The sequence below is a fragment of the Vibrio sp. genome (assembly GCF_984391705.1).
In genome coordinates this window covers 1-17,025 of record NZ_CFHWOM010000062.1, presented here as the reverse complement: position 1 = coordinate 17,025, position 17,025 = coordinate 1, and the positions used below count along the sequence as shown (strand labels likewise).

The 17,025-nt window shown below is 43.6% G+C and carries 15 protein-coding genes and 1 riboswitch; of the genes, 6 read left to right on the top strand and 9 right to left on the bottom strand.

What is annotated here, in order from left to right:
• Positions 1-36 precede the first annotated feature (36 nt).
• The 3 genes from mukE to cmoM are packed head-to-tail and all read right to left on the bottom strand — an operon-like array spanning position 37 to position 2,874.
• Complete coding sequence (gene mukE, locus AC4MRV_RS19175) at positions 37-762, bottom strand: chromosome partition protein MukE (protein WP_491188910.1); 726 nt, start codon at positions 760-762, stop codon at positions 37-39.
• Positions 743-2,080, bottom strand: coding sequence for a chromosome partition protein MukF (gene mukF, locus AC4MRV_RS19170; protein WP_491188909.1), 1,338 nt, complete (start codon positions 2,078-2,080; stop codon positions 743-745). The genes mukE and mukF overlap by 20 nt, the downstream gene beginning before the upstream one ends.
• Before the next feature lie 2 nt (positions 2,081-2,082).
• On the bottom strand, positions 2,083-2,874 hold the full coding sequence (gene cmoM / locus AC4MRV_RS19165) for a tRNA uridine 5-oxyacetic acid(34) methyltransferase CmoM (protein ID WP_491188908.1): 792 nt from the start codon (positions 2,872-2,874) through the stop codon (positions 2,083-2,085).
• 113 nt (positions 2,875-2,987) lie between these two features.
• Here cmoM and elyC point away from each other — a divergent pair, with 113 nt between their 5' ends.
• Complete coding sequence (gene elyC / locus AC4MRV_RS19160) at positions 2,988-3,791, top strand: envelope biogenesis factor ElyC (protein ID WP_491188907.1); 804 nt, start codon at positions 2,988-2,990, stop codon at positions 3,789-3,791.
• 48 nt (positions 3,792-3,839) lie between these two features.
• Here elyC and torR read toward each other — a convergent pair whose 3' ends face one another.
• Positions 3,840-4,553, bottom strand: coding sequence for a two-component system response regulator TorR (gene torR / locus AC4MRV_RS19155; protein ID WP_491188906.1), 714 nt, complete (start codon positions 4,551-4,553; stop codon positions 3,840-3,842).
• Positions 4,554-4,789: 236 nt separating this feature from the next.
• Between torR and torD the strand changes: the two genes are divergently transcribed.
• The 5 genes from torD to AC4MRV_RS19130 all read left to right on the top strand — a co-directional run bounded on the left by torD (position 4,790) and on the right by AC4MRV_RS19130 (position 8,842).
• Positions 4,790-5,437: a molecular chaperone TorD gene (torD, locus tag AC4MRV_RS19150; RefSeq protein WP_491188905.1), complete on the top strand. Its 648-nt coding sequence runs from the start codon at positions 4,790-4,792 to the stop codon at positions 5,435-5,437.
• Between the two features lie 214 nt (positions 5,438-5,651).
• Positions 5,652-6,659: an HTH-type transcriptional repressor PurR gene (gene purR, locus AC4MRV_RS19145; protein ID WP_491188904.1), complete on the top strand. Its 1,008-nt coding sequence runs from the start codon at positions 5,652-5,654 to the stop codon at positions 6,657-6,659.
• A 142-nt stretch (positions 6,660-6,801) separates the two neighbouring features.
• Positions 6,802-6,887, top strand: a riboswitch (cyclic di-GMP riboswitch).
• A 201-nt stretch (positions 6,888-7,088) separates the two neighbouring features.
• Positions 7,089-7,682: a TfoX/Sxy family DNA transformation protein gene (locus AC4MRV_RS19140; RefSeq protein ID WP_491188903.1), complete on the top strand. Its 594-nt coding sequence runs from the start codon at positions 7,089-7,091 to the stop codon at positions 7,680-7,682.
• A 162-nt stretch (positions 7,683-7,844) separates the two neighbouring features.
• Positions 7,845-8,540 (top strand): TVP38/TMEM64 family protein, encoded by a 696-nt coding sequence (locus AC4MRV_RS19135; RefSeq protein WP_491188902.1) that lies wholly within the window; start codon positions 7,845-7,847, stop codon positions 8,538-8,540.
• Complete coding sequence (locus tag AC4MRV_RS19130; RefSeq protein WP_491188901.1) at positions 8,537-8,842, top strand: putative signal transducing protein; 306 nt, start codon at positions 8,537-8,539, stop codon at positions 8,840-8,842. Before AC4MRV_RS19135 ends, AC4MRV_RS19130 begins: the two co-directional genes overlap by 4 nt.
• Here the strand turns inward: AC4MRV_RS19130 and AC4MRV_RS19125 are convergent.
• The 5 genes from AC4MRV_RS19125 to topA all read right to left on the bottom strand — a co-directional run.
• Positions 8,839-9,642: an alpha/beta fold hydrolase gene (locus tag AC4MRV_RS19125; RefSeq protein ID WP_491188900.1), complete on the bottom strand. Its 804-nt coding sequence runs from the start codon at positions 9,640-9,642 to the stop codon at positions 8,839-8,841. The genes AC4MRV_RS19130 and AC4MRV_RS19125 overlap by 4 nt on opposite strands.
• A gap of 165 nt (positions 9,643-9,807) precedes the next feature.
• Entirely contained in the window at positions 9,808-11,268 is a 1,461-nt protein-coding gene (gene glgA / locus AC4MRV_RS19120; RefSeq protein ID WP_491188899.1) for a glycogen synthase GlgA, read from the bottom strand.
• Positions 11,258-12,475, bottom strand: a complete 1,218-nt coding sequence (gene glgC, locus AC4MRV_RS19115) for a glucose-1-phosphate adenylyltransferase (protein WP_491188898.1) — start codon at positions 12,473-12,475, stop codon at positions 11,258-11,260. The genes glgA and glgC overlap by 11 nt, the downstream gene beginning before the upstream one ends.
• Before the next feature lie 422 nt (positions 12,476-12,897).
• Complete coding sequence (locus AC4MRV_RS19110) at positions 12,898-14,472, bottom strand: GGDEF domain-containing protein (protein ID WP_491188897.1); 1,575 nt, start codon at positions 14,470-14,472, stop codon at positions 12,898-12,900.
• Positions 14,473-14,763: 291 nt separating this feature from the next.
• Positions 14,764-17,025: type I DNA topoisomerase (topA, locus tag AC4MRV_RS19105; protein ID WP_491188896.1), on the bottom strand; the 2,262-nt coding region annotated here is incomplete at its 5' end.

The window sequence follows — 17,025 nt, the reverse complement described above, 5'->3', positions numbered from 1 at the left end:
TGGTCAGCGATTGGTATTTACCGCGTTCAATCATGCTCATGCTTCACCCTCTTCTACTGTTTCTTCTTGGGCTTGGTCTTCTTGTTCTTCGTCAGACAATAAGCTGCCTTGAGTAGGCTCTTTGGTATGCACTACGGCTTCACCGTCTCGGATCAGACGCAGCTGTGCTTCACGCATGTCATCACCGACACGTACATCGGCACCAAAACGGAAAACCGCTTCACTGATGCTGAACTTGCCCGTTTCACCAATATTGATGATCATGCCTAGGCGGCGTAAACGACGAAGTGACGTACGTACTTTTTCAAACAACTTTTCTTTATCAAGGTCAGAGCCGGTGGCACGGTTGGTTACCAGCTTCATCAACTTAGCCTCATCGGCTAGCGCTAGTAACTCGTCGTATAGCTCTTGGTTAGTAAAGATACCTTCATGCGCAAGACGCTCTGGGCTTAGATAAAGGAAACACAGTACCTTACCCACCAGCATATCCAGTTCAGAAAGGACACTGCGTCCAATCAGAGACGTTGAACGTGGACGAAGGTAGAAGAAACCTTCTGGCGCCTTCACCAATTCGGTGTTGTAGCGCTGGTAGAAGGAAGAAAGCTCAAGTTCGAAGTCCGACAACAACGCGTGATTGTCTAGATCTTCACTTGAGATATGACGCCCTGCTCGAAGCATGCTATCTAGCGCTGGGAACAGAGGGTTTGAAAGTGCTTTTACCAGATTTTCTGGCATGTATTCATTAGTATCGGTCGATGACATTTGCTTGTACCTTTGCCCCAAAATCGTTAATCGCTTGCCAATCTGGCTGTATAGCTTGGTAGTCTGACTCTGAATAGCCAAGACGCACAGCTTGATCAATAACAATTCTGGCTAAATCGAAATGATGAGTGCGAGGGTGTTGTGCGAGGTAATCTCGTAATACAACACCAAGATCAATCGGTGAACCCTGATCTTTATGTGCTTTAAGCATGTCACCGATTCGCTCTGATAACTCATCATTGACCTGTTGAAACTCTTCGTATTCCACTTCTAGCGGAACTTGACCTGTTACCTCGTCATCGCGTAGTACTAGGGCTTCATCTCGAAGGTCAGAAAGCCTTTCCGCATCTGCATAAGTCAGATACCAAGGCGAATCAAAATAGTCTTTAACGGATTGGCGTAGGCGCGAGCTAAATGCACGGTTCTTATCCATATCAATCGCGGTACGGATGAACTTGTGCACGTGTCTGTCGTAACCAATCCAAAGGTCGATCGCTTGCTGACCCCAGCTTGTGATTCGGTCCAGTTTCATCTGCAGACCAAACAAAGCTTCTTCGATAAACTCAAGTTCAGGATCTCCATAGACGATCTCTTGGATGTCTAGGATCTGAGTTTGCAGTTCATCACTGGCAGCTTGCAGCGTATCTTGAAGTTCACGCAACGTGCTGGATGTTTCTGACAGAAGCGCTTCACAGTTGTTGATCGCCTCACGCCAGTCTTTGTTTAGCAGATCAGCAATCTGTTGTTTCACTGACTGTTGTTGCTCATCCATCACACGTTGGTTGAGGTCTATTTGATCGAAGATCTCGCCTACAGAATATTTCAAAATCCCGTAAACGTTTTTCTTCCAGTGACCCGGTGTACCACCTTTTTGCGCCGCTTCAATTGCTTTCGCCATTTCATCAGCAACCATAGAGAGCTGAATAGAAAGGCGCAATTTCGAGAACTCGCGATGACGCACGTAGTAGTCGGTAATTCCTATCGCTAATGGCGACAAGCGGTAAATACTCGCCCCGTCAGTGATCTCACTAACAAAGCGGCTCATAAGACGCTGTTTCACCATCTCGTTGATGGCATTGTTCGCACGGAAAGCCGAAGCTTCACCAGTATCTTCAAAAAGTCGAGTGACGATAGTAAACGCATCATGCAGCTCACCTTCACCCAATTCTTCATCAAACCTTTCGTTGCTTAACACCGCTAATGCGATCAAAAACGCCAACCGTTCCGTCGTCAGGTTCAATGAGAAATCGTGCTGCTTTACCCAGCCGACCAATTCATCGATTGGTTGCTCTGCAGCATTGAGAGTCATCTCACTCATTATTATTCCTGTTTCTGTTTCTTTTTGGCCCATACATGTATGTAGCGACCTAATGAGAGGTAAGGCTCTTGTCGACAAAGTTGTTTTTCGAGAGCCAATACATCTTCATACTGATAATCCCCTGTATATTCCATATTCCCTATGTAATCACTAAAACAGCGAATCCCAGATTTACCGCGAATTTCAAACCCAGCGTCTTCTATCCATTGGTAAACGTCTTCTGGCTTTAAACCTTTCTGCGGCTGTAATTTAAATCTTTTGCGATGAGGCATTCCCTCAAGAACGTGGGGAATATTGCCACATACGACATTTTTATAAACCAGCCCGTGATGGTTGTAGAACATGATGGACGCAGCGCCATCTGGTTTAACCTGCTCTAACACCGTCTCAAGCGCAGATTTAGGATCGACCAACCATTCCATTACAGCGTGGAATATCACCATATCAACTTGGTGTTCTAAGTGTTCCCCTATCTCTTGGACTGGAGAATGAATCAAGCGATACTGCTCAAGCAAGCCATTTTTTTCAATATCCTGCTTTGCCAGTTGCAGCATTTCCGAAGATAGATCACATAACTCAACGTGGTGTCCGAGTTTGGCAAGCTTTTGCGACATTTGTGCTAAGCCACCACCTGCATCCAGTACATTTAGCTCTCTGTTAGTTCCGTCAATAGCGGATAATAAATGCTCCAAGTCTTCCCAAACAATGACTTGGCGGATCTCTCCCTTATCGGAGCCGTAAATATTTTTTGCAAATTTGTGGGCAATATCGTCGAAATTACGGTCTTCAGTCACAGCAGCTTAAGGTATTATGTCTAATCGTGCTGCTATTCTGTCACAAGAAAAGCAGGAATAAAGAGGGTTTCTCTTAAAAAATAATCAACTGATGTTTTTTCGGACTATTTAGTATGTTTGAGCTGAAAAAAGTGGTCTCTTCTCTTCTGATGCCTTTACCGGCAATGCTTATCATCGGCCTACTTGGCTTGATGCTGATCATGTTCACCCGAAATCAAAAGACTGGCTGTTTTATCGTCCTTTTCTCATTTATTGGCATATTCCTGATCGCGTTTCAGCCTGTTTCTTCTCGATTACTCATGCCACTTGAACGCCAGTACTCTGCGTTTTTCCCCGTAGATGAATCTATTGACTATGTCATGGTGCTAGGCAGTGGCCATGTCGTTGATGACAAAATCCCGCCGACTTCAGAGTTAAGCCGGACTGGGTTAATGCGCTTAGCAGAGGGTATTCGTATTATGCGCATCTACCCGGGTTCTAAACTTATTTTGTCCGGTTACTCTGGTGGCTCTGAAACGAGTAATGCACGAATGATGGCTAAAGTCGCACTCGCTTTGGGCGTCTCTAAGTCAGATATTGTTCTACTAGAAACAGCAAAAGATACATGGGAAGAAGCGAGACAAGCTGCTGCATTTGTCAAACACAAAAAGTTGGTGGTGGTGACATCAGCAAGTCACATGAAGCGAGCTCTGAATGAATTTCACTCTGCAGGCTTAAAACCTTATCCTGCTCCAACTAATTACCTAGCACATGAGAACGTTACTCAAGCTTGGGCTAAGTTCACACCAAAAGCGGTTTACCTAGAGCAAACCGAGCGTTATTGGCATGAAACACTCGGGCGAATGTGGCAAACCCTTAGAGATTGGGCTTCTGACTATGAAGAAAAATCTTTAGAAGCTTCTAACAGCCAACTATAGATATAAAAAAACCGAGGCATGCCTCGGTTTTTTTATATCTGACGAATATCAATCCCCAGCAAACATGTAGCCTTCACCATGAACCGTCACGAAAATCTGTGGGTTCTTTGGATCAAACTCCATTTTCGCACGCATACGGCGAATAAGAACGTCGATAGTGCGGTCATTTGGTGCATCGACTCTGTGGCTTATCATGTTAAGAATACGCTCACGGCTCAGTACCTGGTTCGGGTATGAAGATAGAGCAACTAGCAGTTCGTATTCTGCCTTAGTCAATTTTACAGGCTCGCCGGCACGGCTTAGTGCTCGACGTTGAACATCAAACGTCCATTCACCAAAACGTACTGTGTTGCTGTCTTGCTTATCCGTTTCTCCAACACCTGCTGAATTGCGAGCTGCAGAAATACGCCATAACAAGTTTTTGACGCGCACTAAAAGTTCACGAAGCTCAAAAGGCTTAGTTACATAATCATCTGCACCCATTTCAAGGCCGACGATTTTATCAATGCTATCCGTGCGTCCTGTTACCAGGATAATCCCAATGTCTGATTGACTGCGAAGCTCGCGTGTTAACATCAATCCATCTTCTCCAGGCAGATTGATATCTAACATCACTAGATCTATCGCATTGTTCTGTAGTGAATCACGCATCTGCTCGCCGCTTTCTGCTTCACTTACGTGGTAACCTTCATTTTGAAAGTAACCAACTAGCTTGCTACGAGTTACTGCGTCATCTTCTACAACTAATACGTGATAGCTCATTTACACCACTTATTTTACATTGGTCATCGTTTTAACCAGTATTCTATTCATAATCAGTAACATTTCTAGTATTTGTTACTTTAAAACCAAGAAAGATGATTTTTTATTGATTCAAGACAAACCTAGGCTATCGGTTAACTTTTTTCCACATTTACATTTATTTCGTCACAACCAGTGTTACCGCTGTTCATTTTTATTGGGTAAACTATCCGCAGTTATTTTAGGAGTTAAACCTAATGCAAGAAATTAAAGCATTTAATGAAAAACGCGCCGAGATCTACTGGTGGCTCTCTAGCCTGATGGCAAAAGAACTGACTCAGGAAGCTTTAGATCAGTATCACTCTGCAGAAATTCGCTCATTTCTGACTGGTTTGGGTGAGAACGAAGCACTAAAACCTGCCGTTTCTGACGTCATTGACGCTTTGAACCGCCTAATGGACCGAGAGGATGCTCAGCTAGAGCTATCAGCAGATTTTTGTGATTTGTTCCTTAAATCGGATAGAGACTCAGCTTTGCCTTACGCTTCAATGTACATCGGTAAGTCAGGTCTCTTGAATGATGAACCGGCGAGAGAAATTGAAGCGCTGCTCCAACAATATGGAGTGCAGGTAGATGAGAACCTTAATGAGCCCGCAGACCATATTGCCATCGAGCTTGATTTTTTAGGTAACCTAATCATCCGCTCTAACGAGTTGGAGCAAGAAAGTGCAATGGAAGAAGCGTTGGCCGCACAAGATGCATTTATCTGCGATCACCTACTAAGTTGGACACCACAATTTGCTGCGAAATGTAAAAACATTGACGAATTTGGTTTCTATTCTGCTATCGCGAACTTGATGGTCGCATTCTTAGAGCTCGACTCGAGCTACTTAAAAGGTGAATAAACCTTACTTTTTGTGACCCTAAGCGGTAACAAAAGCCTTTTTATTTGCGCTTCTCCAGTTTGCGGTCTAGAATCGTGACCGCAAACGATAAAAATGAATTTAATAAATACAAACCGCTAATTAACAGCGGTTTTTGTGTTTCTGATACTTTCTGCCAGATTATCCTAAACTTAGGAATATTGTTCCGTGGCAGTCATCGACAGGACAGAACCTTATGGCCACTATAAAAGACGTAGCGCGCTTAGCCGGCGTGTCAACGACAACGGTATCTCACGTAATTAATAAAACACGTTTTGTTGCAGAAGCGACCCAAGAAAAGGTCATGGAAGCAGTACAGGAACTGAATTACGCACCAAGTGCTGTTGCTCGTAGCTTGAAATGTAACAGCACTCGTACCATCGGTATGTTAGTTACTCAATCAACCAACCTTTTCTTTTCTGAAGTTATCGATGGTGTAGAGAGCTACTGTTACCGTCAAGGTTATACTTTGATCCTATGTAATACCGGTGGTATTTACGAGAAGCAACGTGATTACATCCGCATGTTAGCTGAAAAGCGTGTAGATGGTATCTTGGTTATGTGTTCTGACTTAACTGAAGAGTTAAGTGAAATGCTTGATCGCCACAAAGATATTCCAAAAGTGGTTATGGATTGGGGCCCAGAGAGCTCCCAAGCAGACAAGATCATCGATAACTCCGAAGAAGGTGGCTACCTAGCAACGAAATACCTTATTGAACGCGGGCATAGTGACATCGCTTGTTTAAGTGGTCACTTCGAAAAAGCAGCGTGCCAAGAACGTATCGCGGGATACCGACGCGCAATGCAAGAGGCCGAACTCAATGTCAACGAAGACTGGATCCTCGAAGGTAACTTTGAATGTGATACAGCCGTACTAGCTGCTGACAAGATCGTCGCAATGGACAAGCGCCCTACTGCAGTATTCTGTTTCAATGACACTATGGCTCTTGGTTTGATGAGCCGCCTACAGCAGAAAGGTATCCAAATTCCTGAAGACATGTCGATCATTGGCTATGACAATATTGAGTTAGCGGAATACTTCTCTCCACCACTAACAACAGTTCACCAGCCAAAACGTCGTGTTGGTAAAAATGCGTTTGAAATTCTGCTAGAGCGCATAAAGGACAAAGAACACGAAAAACGCGTTTTTGAAATGCACCCAGAAATTGTTGAGCGTTGTACGGTTCGCAACCTTAACAAGTAATAACGATATGCGTTTGGCAATATGATTATTGATTAGCCAAACGCATAACCCCCATCAATTTACTGAACCAAGATCACATTTAGTCACTCCAAGTGTGATACTTACCTCAAATATTATTTATTCTTAAATAGTTCGATTAATGCCACGAACAGGGCAAACCATTCCGAAAGGATGGGACGCAAAGCCACCGGCCTTAAGTCATTAGTACAAGGCAGCGGGGTTGCCGATGGCAAATATGCAAAACTAGTACAATAAGATTTCTCGTAATCTAGACGCGTCTTAACACGTAACAGCACTAGACATGGAATTCGTCGATATTTTACGAAGTGTTTTCTTGTATGACACCTTACTGACAAAATTTCTGCATTATTTTGCTACTCTCTCGGACCTGAATTGGTGGCGTATACATATACACCGAGAAATTACAGCATGGATAAACCAATACTAAAAGACTCAATGAGACTGTTTGAGCAACTTGGTCAAATTAAGTCTCGTTCAATGTTTGGCGGCTTCGGCATTTTCGCAGATGAAACGATGTTTGCCTTGGTGGTAAATGACAGACTGCACGTGCGCGCTGATGAACAGCTTACACAGCAGTTTAAAACCCTTGCGCTGGAACCATACGTTTATAAAAAACGCGGTTTCCCCGTCGTAACCAAATATTTTGCATTAACTGATGATCTTTCTTCTGACACCGAACGAACATTAGCGCTTGCTAAACAAGCTTTAAAAGCGGCAAAAGAAGAGAAAAAGATACAATCAAAAGCTAAGCCTAACCGCTTGAAAGATTTACCTAACTTGCGATTAGCAACGGAAAGAATGCTGAAAAAGGCAGGGATTGACGACGTTGAATCCTTGGAAGAAGCGGGCGCAGTCAATGCTTATAAGGCTATTCAGTCTTCTCATTCAGCAGAAGTCAGTGTTGAGTTACTTTGGGCGCTAGAAGGTGCAATAAAAGGTACGCACTGGTCAGTAATACCTCAAACTCGTCGACAAGAGTTACTTAGCAAACTCTCCAACTGATTGATAAAAAGCCAGCATAATGCTGGCTTTTTTACTTTTGATGGAAATTTTCTGCTTCATGACTCGTTCTTATTCCCTATATCAATGATTCCCTATACTTACTTAAGTATGTAACTATAGGGCACAAGTTACCTTGAGCGCAGATTGTATAAGGACGCTGTTATGAACAAAAAATTGATCATTGGCATAGTACTGGTCACTCTTATCGTGTTTTTAGCGATGAACTTTGGCCAATATTTAACACTTGAGAATGCCAAAGCACAGCAACTAGCGCTAGCTGACTACATTAATGAGAATTTTATCTTTGCTGCACTGACTTACTTCGTCGCTTATATCGCGATTACAGCCTTTTCTATCCCTGGGGCTGCGGTTGTGACTTTACTCGGTGCCGCCTTGTTTGGCTTTTGGACGAGCTTGCTGCTTGTTTCTTTTGCCAGCACTATTGGTGCTACTCTTGCTTTCCTTAGTAGTCGCTTCTTGCTACGAGACTGGGTACAAGACAAATTCGGGGATAAGTTAAATGCGATCAATCAAGGTGTGGAGCGTGACGGTGCATTTTATCTCTTTTCTCTAAGGCTAATCCCTGTCTTCCCATTTTTCCTAATTAACTTGCTAATGGGACTGACACCAATCTCTGTCGCTCGTTTCTATGTGGTGAGTCAATTGGGTATGTTACCTGGTACTGCTGTATACCTTAATGCGGGTACTCAGCTCGCTCAGATTGAGAGCTTATCGGGTATTGTCTCTCCATCAGTGTTAGCTTCTTTTGCTCTGCTGGGCCTATTCCCTGTCATAGCCAAATGGGTAATGGCTAAGATAAAGTCTTCTCCTGCAGCACAAAATGGCTCTACATCATGAAGGTTTACTCTGCTAGTAACCCACCCGAAGCTCACATAGTCTGTGAGCTTCTCAGGTCCCAAGGTATTAATTGTGAGGTTCGCGGAGAAGGTATCTTTGGCTTACAAGGCGAAGTGCCTTTTGGAGAAAATAGTGAGCCGTATGTTTGGCTGTTACAAGCGGATAAACAAACTGAAGCGCTTAAAATCATAGAGCAGTTTAAGCAGTCAGATGCGGGTGTTGAGTGGCTATGTGTCAAATGCGGTGAAATGAATGAGTCACAATTTGGTGTGTGCTGGCAATGCGGGACAGCCGCCGATTAAGCAGTTTGGATTTGTTGCTGGATGAACTCTATTGAGTGCTGATTAAATTCATCTGGGCGCTCTACATTACAAACGTGGCCGCAATCCGGAATTTCTAATAGCTTACTTCTACTATGTACTGCGACCATTTCTTTTACAGGCTTTATAAACATATAGTCCCTTTCCCCCATTAAATAGAGAGTCGGGATTGGCAGTTCACGATCCTTAAAGTATTTCATTAAAGGGTTCACTTCCGCAGTCAGGATGAACCAGCGCTTAAACTCTTTCTGACAAAGTTTCTTTGCTTCGCGGATAAACAAGTGACGTGACTCTTTCTGAGTTCGTTGAGGCATGACGATATAAGCAAACAAGCTGTATAACCACATGTAAGGGACTATGTGCTTACACAAGTTACCTAACCTCACCAAAACTTGAGAACGAGTGTTCAGGCGCGTTACAGCTCCGCCAAGAACCATTGATTTAACGCGGTCTGAGGCTAACTCAGCAATATTACGGACAATAATGGTTCCCAGAGACATGCCAACAAAATGAGCAGACCTGATTTTCAAATGGTCCAGCACTTTGAGGATATCTTGCGTTACCGCTTTAAAGGTATATCGATTTGCCATCAATTCTTTAAGCAGTTGGTTAGATTTTCCGTGTCCTCTCAAATCAATCAACAACAAATTAAAATGCTGCTTATAAGCTTTGATTTGTTTAAACCAGATAGATGAACTCCCTCCAGCACCATGCACAAACACCACCCACTCTTTACTCGTTGGATGTTCAAATGTTTTGTGAAACAGCATTTCTGAGCTCATATTTTTGTTTTGTCTATCTTTGCCAAGGAGTTTTGAAAACCGAAGATTAGCATAAAGTGATGCAATTTTAATTCAGCTTATGTCAATTCGTGTAACTTATCTTGTCCAAAACTAGAAAAATACAAAAAAGGCGTCATAAGACGCCTCATTTCAACCGTATATTATTTATGCATTCAACGCACTGTGGTACAGCGATAGATACTCATCCGCCGCTTTACTCCAGCAGAAGTTTTGACTCATCGCATACAATTGAACTCGTTTCACCTCGTTAGGTTGTTGGGCATAAAGCAACAGTGAACGTTGCAATGTCAGAAGCAGAGCCACTGGCTCTGGCTCGTCGAAAACAAACCCTGTGGCGATATTTGGGTCAACATCGTAATCGCTCACGCTGTCTTTAAGTCCACCTACACCACGTACGATAGGTAGTGTGCCATAAGCCATGCTGTATATCTGGTTTAGACCACATGGTTCAAATTCAGATGGCATCAAAAAGAAATCGGAGCCAGCTTCAACGAGATGCGCCAAGCCATTGTCGTACGCTTCAACAAACTTAAACTTGTCGCTGTATAACGCTTCCACCTCTTTCAATCTAGACGCCAGAACAGGATCGCCTGTACCAACGATAACAAGTTGAACATCATGCTTCAGAAACTGAGAAAGAATCGGAAGCAGGTAATGCACCCCTTTCTGATTAGTCAAACGGCACACCATGCCATACATCGCAGTCTCTTTTACCGCTAGTCCTACCTTCTCTTGCAAGTTTCGTTTACACGCTTTCTTCCCTCTCACCATACTTTGGCGATTGGCTCGAAAATTCGTCGGTAAATACGGATCCGTTTCTGGGTTCCAAGAAGAGTAGTCACAACCATTTAATATGCCGACAAGGTCTTTCGCACGACTTTGGAATTCGGCTGCCATTCCGTGACTGCCTAGTTCGGTTTTAAGCTCTTCAGCATAGCTAGGGCTTACTGCATTAATCTTATCTGCGTTAAGTACACCCGCTTTAAGCATAGTGACATGTGAAGGGCTAACAGCAGCATCAGGAGCATAGCGAGCATGGAACTCTGGTAAGCACTGTAGCTCGTCATAGCTGAACACACCTTTAAAGACCGCATTATGTATAGACAATATACTCTTAGTGTCTGAAAAAAATGGACATGAGTTGTAGCGATGCTTAAGCAAAAACGGGACTAATCCAGTGTGCCAGTCATTCGCATGAATGACATGAGGCTGGAAATCTAGCTTCTGAAGCATGTCTAAACACGCTGCACTAAAAAATGCGAATCGTTCACCATTGTCACTGTACGCCTGATTGTTTTCCGCGTACATTTCAGGTCGGTCGAAATACTTGGGACAGTCAATTGCATAGGCTGTAACGCCAGCAATCGTTAATTCGCGAACCTTGTAGGCGGTGTGAGGCCAGAGCTCTAGCTGCGTCTCTAGTAACACTGGAGCAGATTCAATACCTGCCACCTTTCGGTAGGCAGGGAGAGTTAACCGAACATCTTGGTTAAGTTCATGGAGAGCTTCAGGCAGTGCCTTGGCAACATCTGCCAAGCCACCACTTTTTATCAATCCTTCGACTTCCGATGCTACAAATAGAATAGATAAATTCTTAGTAGCCAACACGCGCTCCTTTAGGAATAACGACAATTCCATCATCGGATACGTGGAAGTGCTTCTTGTCTTCCGTGAGATTGACACCAATTTGTGTGCCTGGCGCAATATCCGCATCCTTATCCACAATTACTCGACGCAATACGCAGCCTTCGCCAACTTTGACATCGCCCAAAAGGATACTTTCGCTAATATCACATGCAGATGCAATATTACTGCGGAAACCAAGCACACTCTTTTCAATACGAGAGCCGCGAACATAGCTGCCGTTACATACCAAGCTATCAATAATCTGTACGCGACCGTTGACTGAATCGGTAAACGTGGCAGGTGGTAATGGTGGGTAGTATGTGTGAAGTGGCCATTTACGATTGTACAACGAGAAAGCCGCATCTTTTTCTAGTAGATCCATGTGCGCCTGCCAGTAGGCATCGATGGTACCTACATCACGCCAGTAAACTTCTTCTTTCTCACCAGTAATACGGTTAGTGCTGAAGTCATAAACATACACATCTCCACGTGGGAACATCTTAGGAATGATGTCTTTACCAAAATCATGAGAGGATTCTGGGTTATCTGCGTCTTCGATGAGTTCAGCAAAAAGTGTCTGCGCTTCAAACACGTAATTACCCATTGAAACCAAAGCGTGTTCAGGATCACCAGGAATTGATTTAGGGTTTTCCGGTTTTTCTTGGAAGCCTATCATGCGACCTTCCGCATCAACCTCAATCACTCCAAACTGTGAAGCTTCCGACAATGGCATACGCAGAGCTGATACCGTAAGCGCAGCTTCTTTCTCTTTATGGAAATCCAGCATCTGCTTGATATCCATTTTGTAAATATGATCAGAGCCGAAGATGCACACTTGGTCTGGTTCAGCTAATTCCATAAAGCGTAAGTTTTGGTAGATGGCGTCTGCGGTGCCTTCATACCAACGCTTGCCCGTACGCATCTGTGCAGGGATAGGGTCGATAAAACGATCTGTTATACCGTTAATATTCCAACCTTTTTTCAAGTGGTGGAATAAAGACTGTGACTTAAACTGCGTCAGAACATAAATTCTCATCAAATCCGCGTTAACAAAATTATTCAACGCAAAATCTATCAATCGGTAACTTCCGCCAAAAGGTACCGAAGGTTTACTACGAGACTCGGTCAACGGACGCAAACGCGAGCCTTCTCCACCAGCAAGGATCATTCCTAAAACACCAGCCATTTAATTCTCTCCATATTATTGTTTTGTGGATAAGCATATAGTTTTATTTGGGGGGCTTATCTCATTTCCATAGAGCCGATCTGCTTATATACAGATTCAGCTCTAACAACCTAACGTTGCTAGTTATCCTTCCACAACAGGTGTGCAAGAGGTTTATTATAAGTTATCGTATTTCAGGAAGATTACAATTTAAAATATGCTGTACCAACAAGCGCACATTGATTACTTTCCATCACTCTGGGTTGGCTCACACAATATCGGAGTCGTCACACATCTCTGTAACAGAATAACTACAAGTTAGTGATACTCTCATTATTTATTGAGCTGTAACTCGAATTTTTTAAAGATAGATAAGCTAAATATCTGATCAGAAAGGATTGATTGGAAGGCTGTTATGCAATTTGGTTTACTTCTTTATCGCATCAATAAATATATATTTTGTCCCCGCCTTGCTCCTTGGCAATATACAAAGCTCTGTCGGCCATTGCTAGCGCGTCTTTTTTTGTTAGTCCTGGGCAAATCATGGCTCCACCAATTGCTAACTCTGATAGACGCGGAAACTGTATTTGATCCTGTTCAGAGTCGATTTCAGAGTAAATGCAGGATTTAATTCTCTGAGCAAGAATCTCTAGATTACATGCGTGCTTCGCTCTGACTAAAACTAAAAACTCATCATCTTCCCACCGAGAAGCTCTATCATAAAGCCTTATTGCCTTGCCTATCCCTTTACCTGCTTTGTTTAATACTTGTTCAAACGCTTCTGAATTGGTTTCTAGTTCGCTGCCATCATTCAAACCCAAATCAATCCAGATTAAGCCAAATGATGTTTGCTCTCTTCGGGTCCTAGCGAGTTCCATCGATAGTTCGTTTTCTAAACCTTTTCTATTCCAAAGCTGTGTTACAACATCGACCGTTGTCAGTTCGTCCAAAGCAGCTGTCCGCGATGCAACCATCTGGCGAAGAGAATGCCTGCTCTCTTTTAATTCTCTCTCGAGGGCACTTAATTGCTCTTCAAAAGTCCCCTTAGCCCCCACAATGGTGAACTCGCTTTCGTTTGCCATTGTTTCAATTCTCTGCCCCCACTTTTCTAGCGGTTTGACCCAGCGATTGCACCAATAGTAGAAGGCCAGAAGACTAAACATCATACTCAATCCGATAAATAAGTAGCTGAGGTTAGTGTATATCCACGGTGACAACATGCTGTCCACATTGACGAAAGTTAGCTCATACCACCCTAGCTCTTCAATATAGTGGATTGATACAACCGCGCGCCCCTCCTCTTGCTCTATCATGAGTAACTCAGCTTCTTGACCTGATTTTTGTTGACGCATCAGTTGCGAGAGTACATTTAATTCATGTCGATTTGGAACTAAGGAAGACAGCACCGGCTTTTCAAAAGCAGAACTTCTAAGAGGGTAATCAAGCTCTCCTGACTGCAAGATGATTTGGACTCGATCTGATTCATCAACAAAAAGCGTCTTCAGAGAGGAGAAATGCCTATGGGTCAATTGATTAGTAAATTGCTCAATATCCATGCCAGTCCCTACTAATCCAAGAAACTGCCCTTTATATGTAATGGCTTGGTTTACCCATACTTTAGTACGATCAATATGGACATCTTTGGCAATATTCACAGAAAGCGCCTGTCCTTGATGTTTTTGAGAAAAATACCAAGCATCTGTCACCGAGTCAGGCTCTAAATAGTAACGTAGATAGGATGGCTGGCGAATGCTTTGAACATCATTAAAATGGTAGGACAGATCACTGTCTAGAGCGATAAAGAAGTTTTTTGATTTAAACTGCCAGCGATAACGCTCTAACGCCTCTTCTGCAGTGCTCTTGTATATTTCGTCTCGAGCATTTAGAGCCCAAGAAATGATATGAGGATCTTTTGCAATCGCCTTTGCTAATGCCACTTCCTCTAGAATAGGGGATAGCGTCCGCTCAACATCATATTGAGCAGCTACTCGACTATATTTCCATACTAAATCTTGCACAACGCTGTCGACAACTTGCTTGGATACCGTGTAAGCAGTGAAGGCAAAAACACTACTAGTCAGTATCAAGAAAAGCAGCAAAGTTCTTCTTAATCGCATCTTCCCTACCCTAGTGACATCTAACCAATAGAAGCTACTAAGTAACTTGTCAAAAGAGAAACTGAGAATATGTATCATTACCTCAGTAGATACTCAAAAAACATACATTTGTTAGAATTATCAATTAAGTTAGTGATATAACACGTATTAAAAAAGCAGCCCATTTGGCTGCTTTTTCTTATTTATCCGCGATTACTTTTTCTTCGCTGGTTTCTTACGTTTATCTGTAATTTCCCACTTACCATCAACGTAAAGTGCCGTGTATCCCGAAGGTTTACCGTCCACTTCTGAGCGCACGTAATTCTCTTTCGACTTACGGCTAAAGCGCACGACCATAGGCAAACCATCCGGGTCTTTCTCAGGTGCTTCTGTTAGGTAATGGAACTTTGGAGAAATGCGCTCTTTAAAGCGAACCAGCTCCTCCACTAGTGGCGCACGCGTTTCACGCGATTTAGGGAACGTGCTTGCAGCTAAGAACAAACCTGATGCACCATCACGGAGAACAAAATAGGCATCCGAGTTTTCACAAGGTAGCTCCGGCAGATGAACTGGATCTTCCTTCGGAGGTGCAACTTCGCCATTCTTCAAAATCTTGCGTGTGTTCTTACAATCATCGCTGGTACAGTCCATGTACTTACCGAAACGACCATTCTTAAGCACCATATCACTGCCACACTTGTCACACTCAACAACTGGGCCGTCATAACCTTTAACTTTGTACTCGCCATGTTCAACCACATAACCTTCACAGTTAGGGTTATTACCACACACGTGAAGCTTACGCTTGTCGTCGATAAGGTAAGCGTCCATCGCCGTTTCACAGATAGGACAACGCTTCTTAGCACGAAGAGCCGCTGTTTCAACGTCTTCCTCTAGTACGTTAATAATACCGTCTTCGTCACCGAGGTTGATGGTTGTTTTACAACGCTCTTTTGGAGGAAGCGCGTAACCCGAACAGCCAAGGAACACACCCGTTGACGCTGTGCGAATTCCCATTTCACGAGAACATGTTGGACATTCGATGTCAGTGTAAACGATGTGGTTTGGTTTCATACCACCGTCATCTTCATCCAATTCGGCTTTCGCTAAATCGCCAGTGAAATCAGTGAAGAAGTCATCAAGTACATTTTTCCAATTCGCATCGCCTTCGGCGATTTGGTCAAGCTTCTCTTCCATACGTGAAGTGAATTCATAATTCATCAGATCATCGAAACTACCATCTAGGCGGTCCGTAACGATTTCACCCATTTTTTCTGCATAGAATCGACGCTGCTCGACTTTAACATAGCCACGATCTTGAATCGTTGAAATAATAGAGGCATACGTTGAAGGACGACCAATACCGCGCTTCTCAAGCTCTTTAACCAATGCTGCTTCCGTAAAGCGTGCTGGCGGCTTGGTAAAGTGCTGCTTAGGATCAAGCGAAACCAATTCAATTTTATCGCCCACTTGAACCGCTGGAAGGATTTGATCTTCGTTTTTACCCATTGGGCGTTGAACTCGAGTCCAACCATCAAACTTCAGAATACGCCCCTTCGCTTTCAAGGTGTACTCAGCAGCTTTCACGCTTACTGTTGTTGAGTCATATTTTGCAGGTGTCATTTGACAGGCAACGAACTGATTCCAGATCAAAGCGTACAACTTGTGGGCATCTGCTTCCATACCAGCCAAGTCTTCAGCTTTAACACCAACATCAGATGGACGAATCGCTTCGTGCGCTTCCTGAGCACCTTCTTTACTACCATATACATTTGGCTTAGAAGGTAAGTAAGCATCACCAAATTCGCTACCGATGAAGCCACGTACTGCATCTACTGCTTCTGAACTCAAGTTAGTTGAGTCAGTACGCATATACGTGATGTAACCCGCTTCATAGAGACGTTGCGCGAGCATCATTGTCTTCTTAACACCATACCCAAGACGAGTGCTTGCCGCTTGCTGAAGTGTAGACGTAATGTAAGGCGCTGATGGCTTGCTTGATGTCGGACGGTCCTCACGCTTACACACTTCATATGCAGCGTTTTCAAGTACGGACATCGCAGATTTAGTCTCTGCTTCGTTAACTGGCTTAAACGCTACGCCGTCTTTTTGTGCAACCTGTAAGCGGAAGTCTGTTTTATCCGCTGTCTTGGTATCGGCATGGAGATCCCAAAACTCTTCTGGGATAAATGCTTTGATCTCACGTTCACGCTCTACAAGAAGCTTCACCGCTACAGATTGAACACGACCCGCTGACAAGCCTCGCGCTACTTTTTTCCAAAGTAACGGTGAAACCATAAAGCCAACCACACGGTCCATAAAACGACGTGCTTGCTGCGCATTGACACCATCCATGCTCAATTCGCCCGGTTTTTCGAACGCTTGCTGGATAGCATTTTTAGTAATTTCGTTAAATACAACGCGTTTGTATCGCTCTTCATCGCCACCGATGATCTCACGAAGGTGCCAAGCGAT

What these genes read in the sequence shown, in the direction of transcription:
- mukF (WP_491188909.1), bottom strand. Translation starts at nt 2,080, where the DNA reads ATGAGTGAGATGACTCTCAATGCTGCAGAGCAACCAATCGATGAATTG.
- AC4MRV_RS19135 (WP_491188902.1), top strand. Translation starts at nt 7,845, where the DNA reads ATGAACAAAAAATTGATCATTGGCATAGTACTGGTCACTCTTATCGTG.
- mukE (WP_491188910.1), bottom strand. Translation starts at nt 762, where the DNA reads ATGTCATCGACCGATACTAATGAATACATGCCAGAAAATCTGGTAAAA.
- glgC (WP_491188898.1), bottom strand. Translation starts at nt 12,475, where the DNA reads ATGGCTGGTGTTTTAGGAATGATCCTTGCTGGTGGAGAAGGCTCGCGT.
- torR (WP_491188906.1), bottom strand. Translation starts at nt 4,553, where the DNA reads ATGAGCTATCACGTATTAGTTGTAGAAGATGACGCAGTAACTCGTAGC.
- torD (WP_491188905.1), top strand. Translation starts at nt 4,790, where the DNA reads ATGCAAGAAATTAAAGCATTTAATGAAAAACGCGCCGAGATCTACTGG.
- AC4MRV_RS19125 (WP_491188900.1), bottom strand. Translation starts at nt 9,642, where the DNA reads ATGAGCTCAGAAATGCTGTTTCACAAAACATTTGAACATCCAACGAGT.
- AC4MRV_RS19140 (WP_491188903.1), top strand. Translation starts at nt 7,089, where the DNA reads ATGGATAAACCAATACTAAAAGACTCAATGAGACTGTTTGAGCAACTT.
- AC4MRV_RS19130 (WP_491188901.1), top strand. Translation starts at nt 8,537, where the DNA reads ATGAAGGTTTACTCTGCTAGTAACCCACCCGAAGCTCACATAGTCTGT.
- purR (WP_491188904.1), top strand. Translation starts at nt 5,652, where the DNA reads ATGGCCACTATAAAAGACGTAGCGCGCTTAGCCGGCGTGTCAACGACA.
- elyC (WP_491188907.1), top strand. Translation starts at nt 2,988, where the DNA reads ATGTTTGAGCTGAAAAAAGTGGTCTCTTCTCTTCTGATGCCTTTACCG.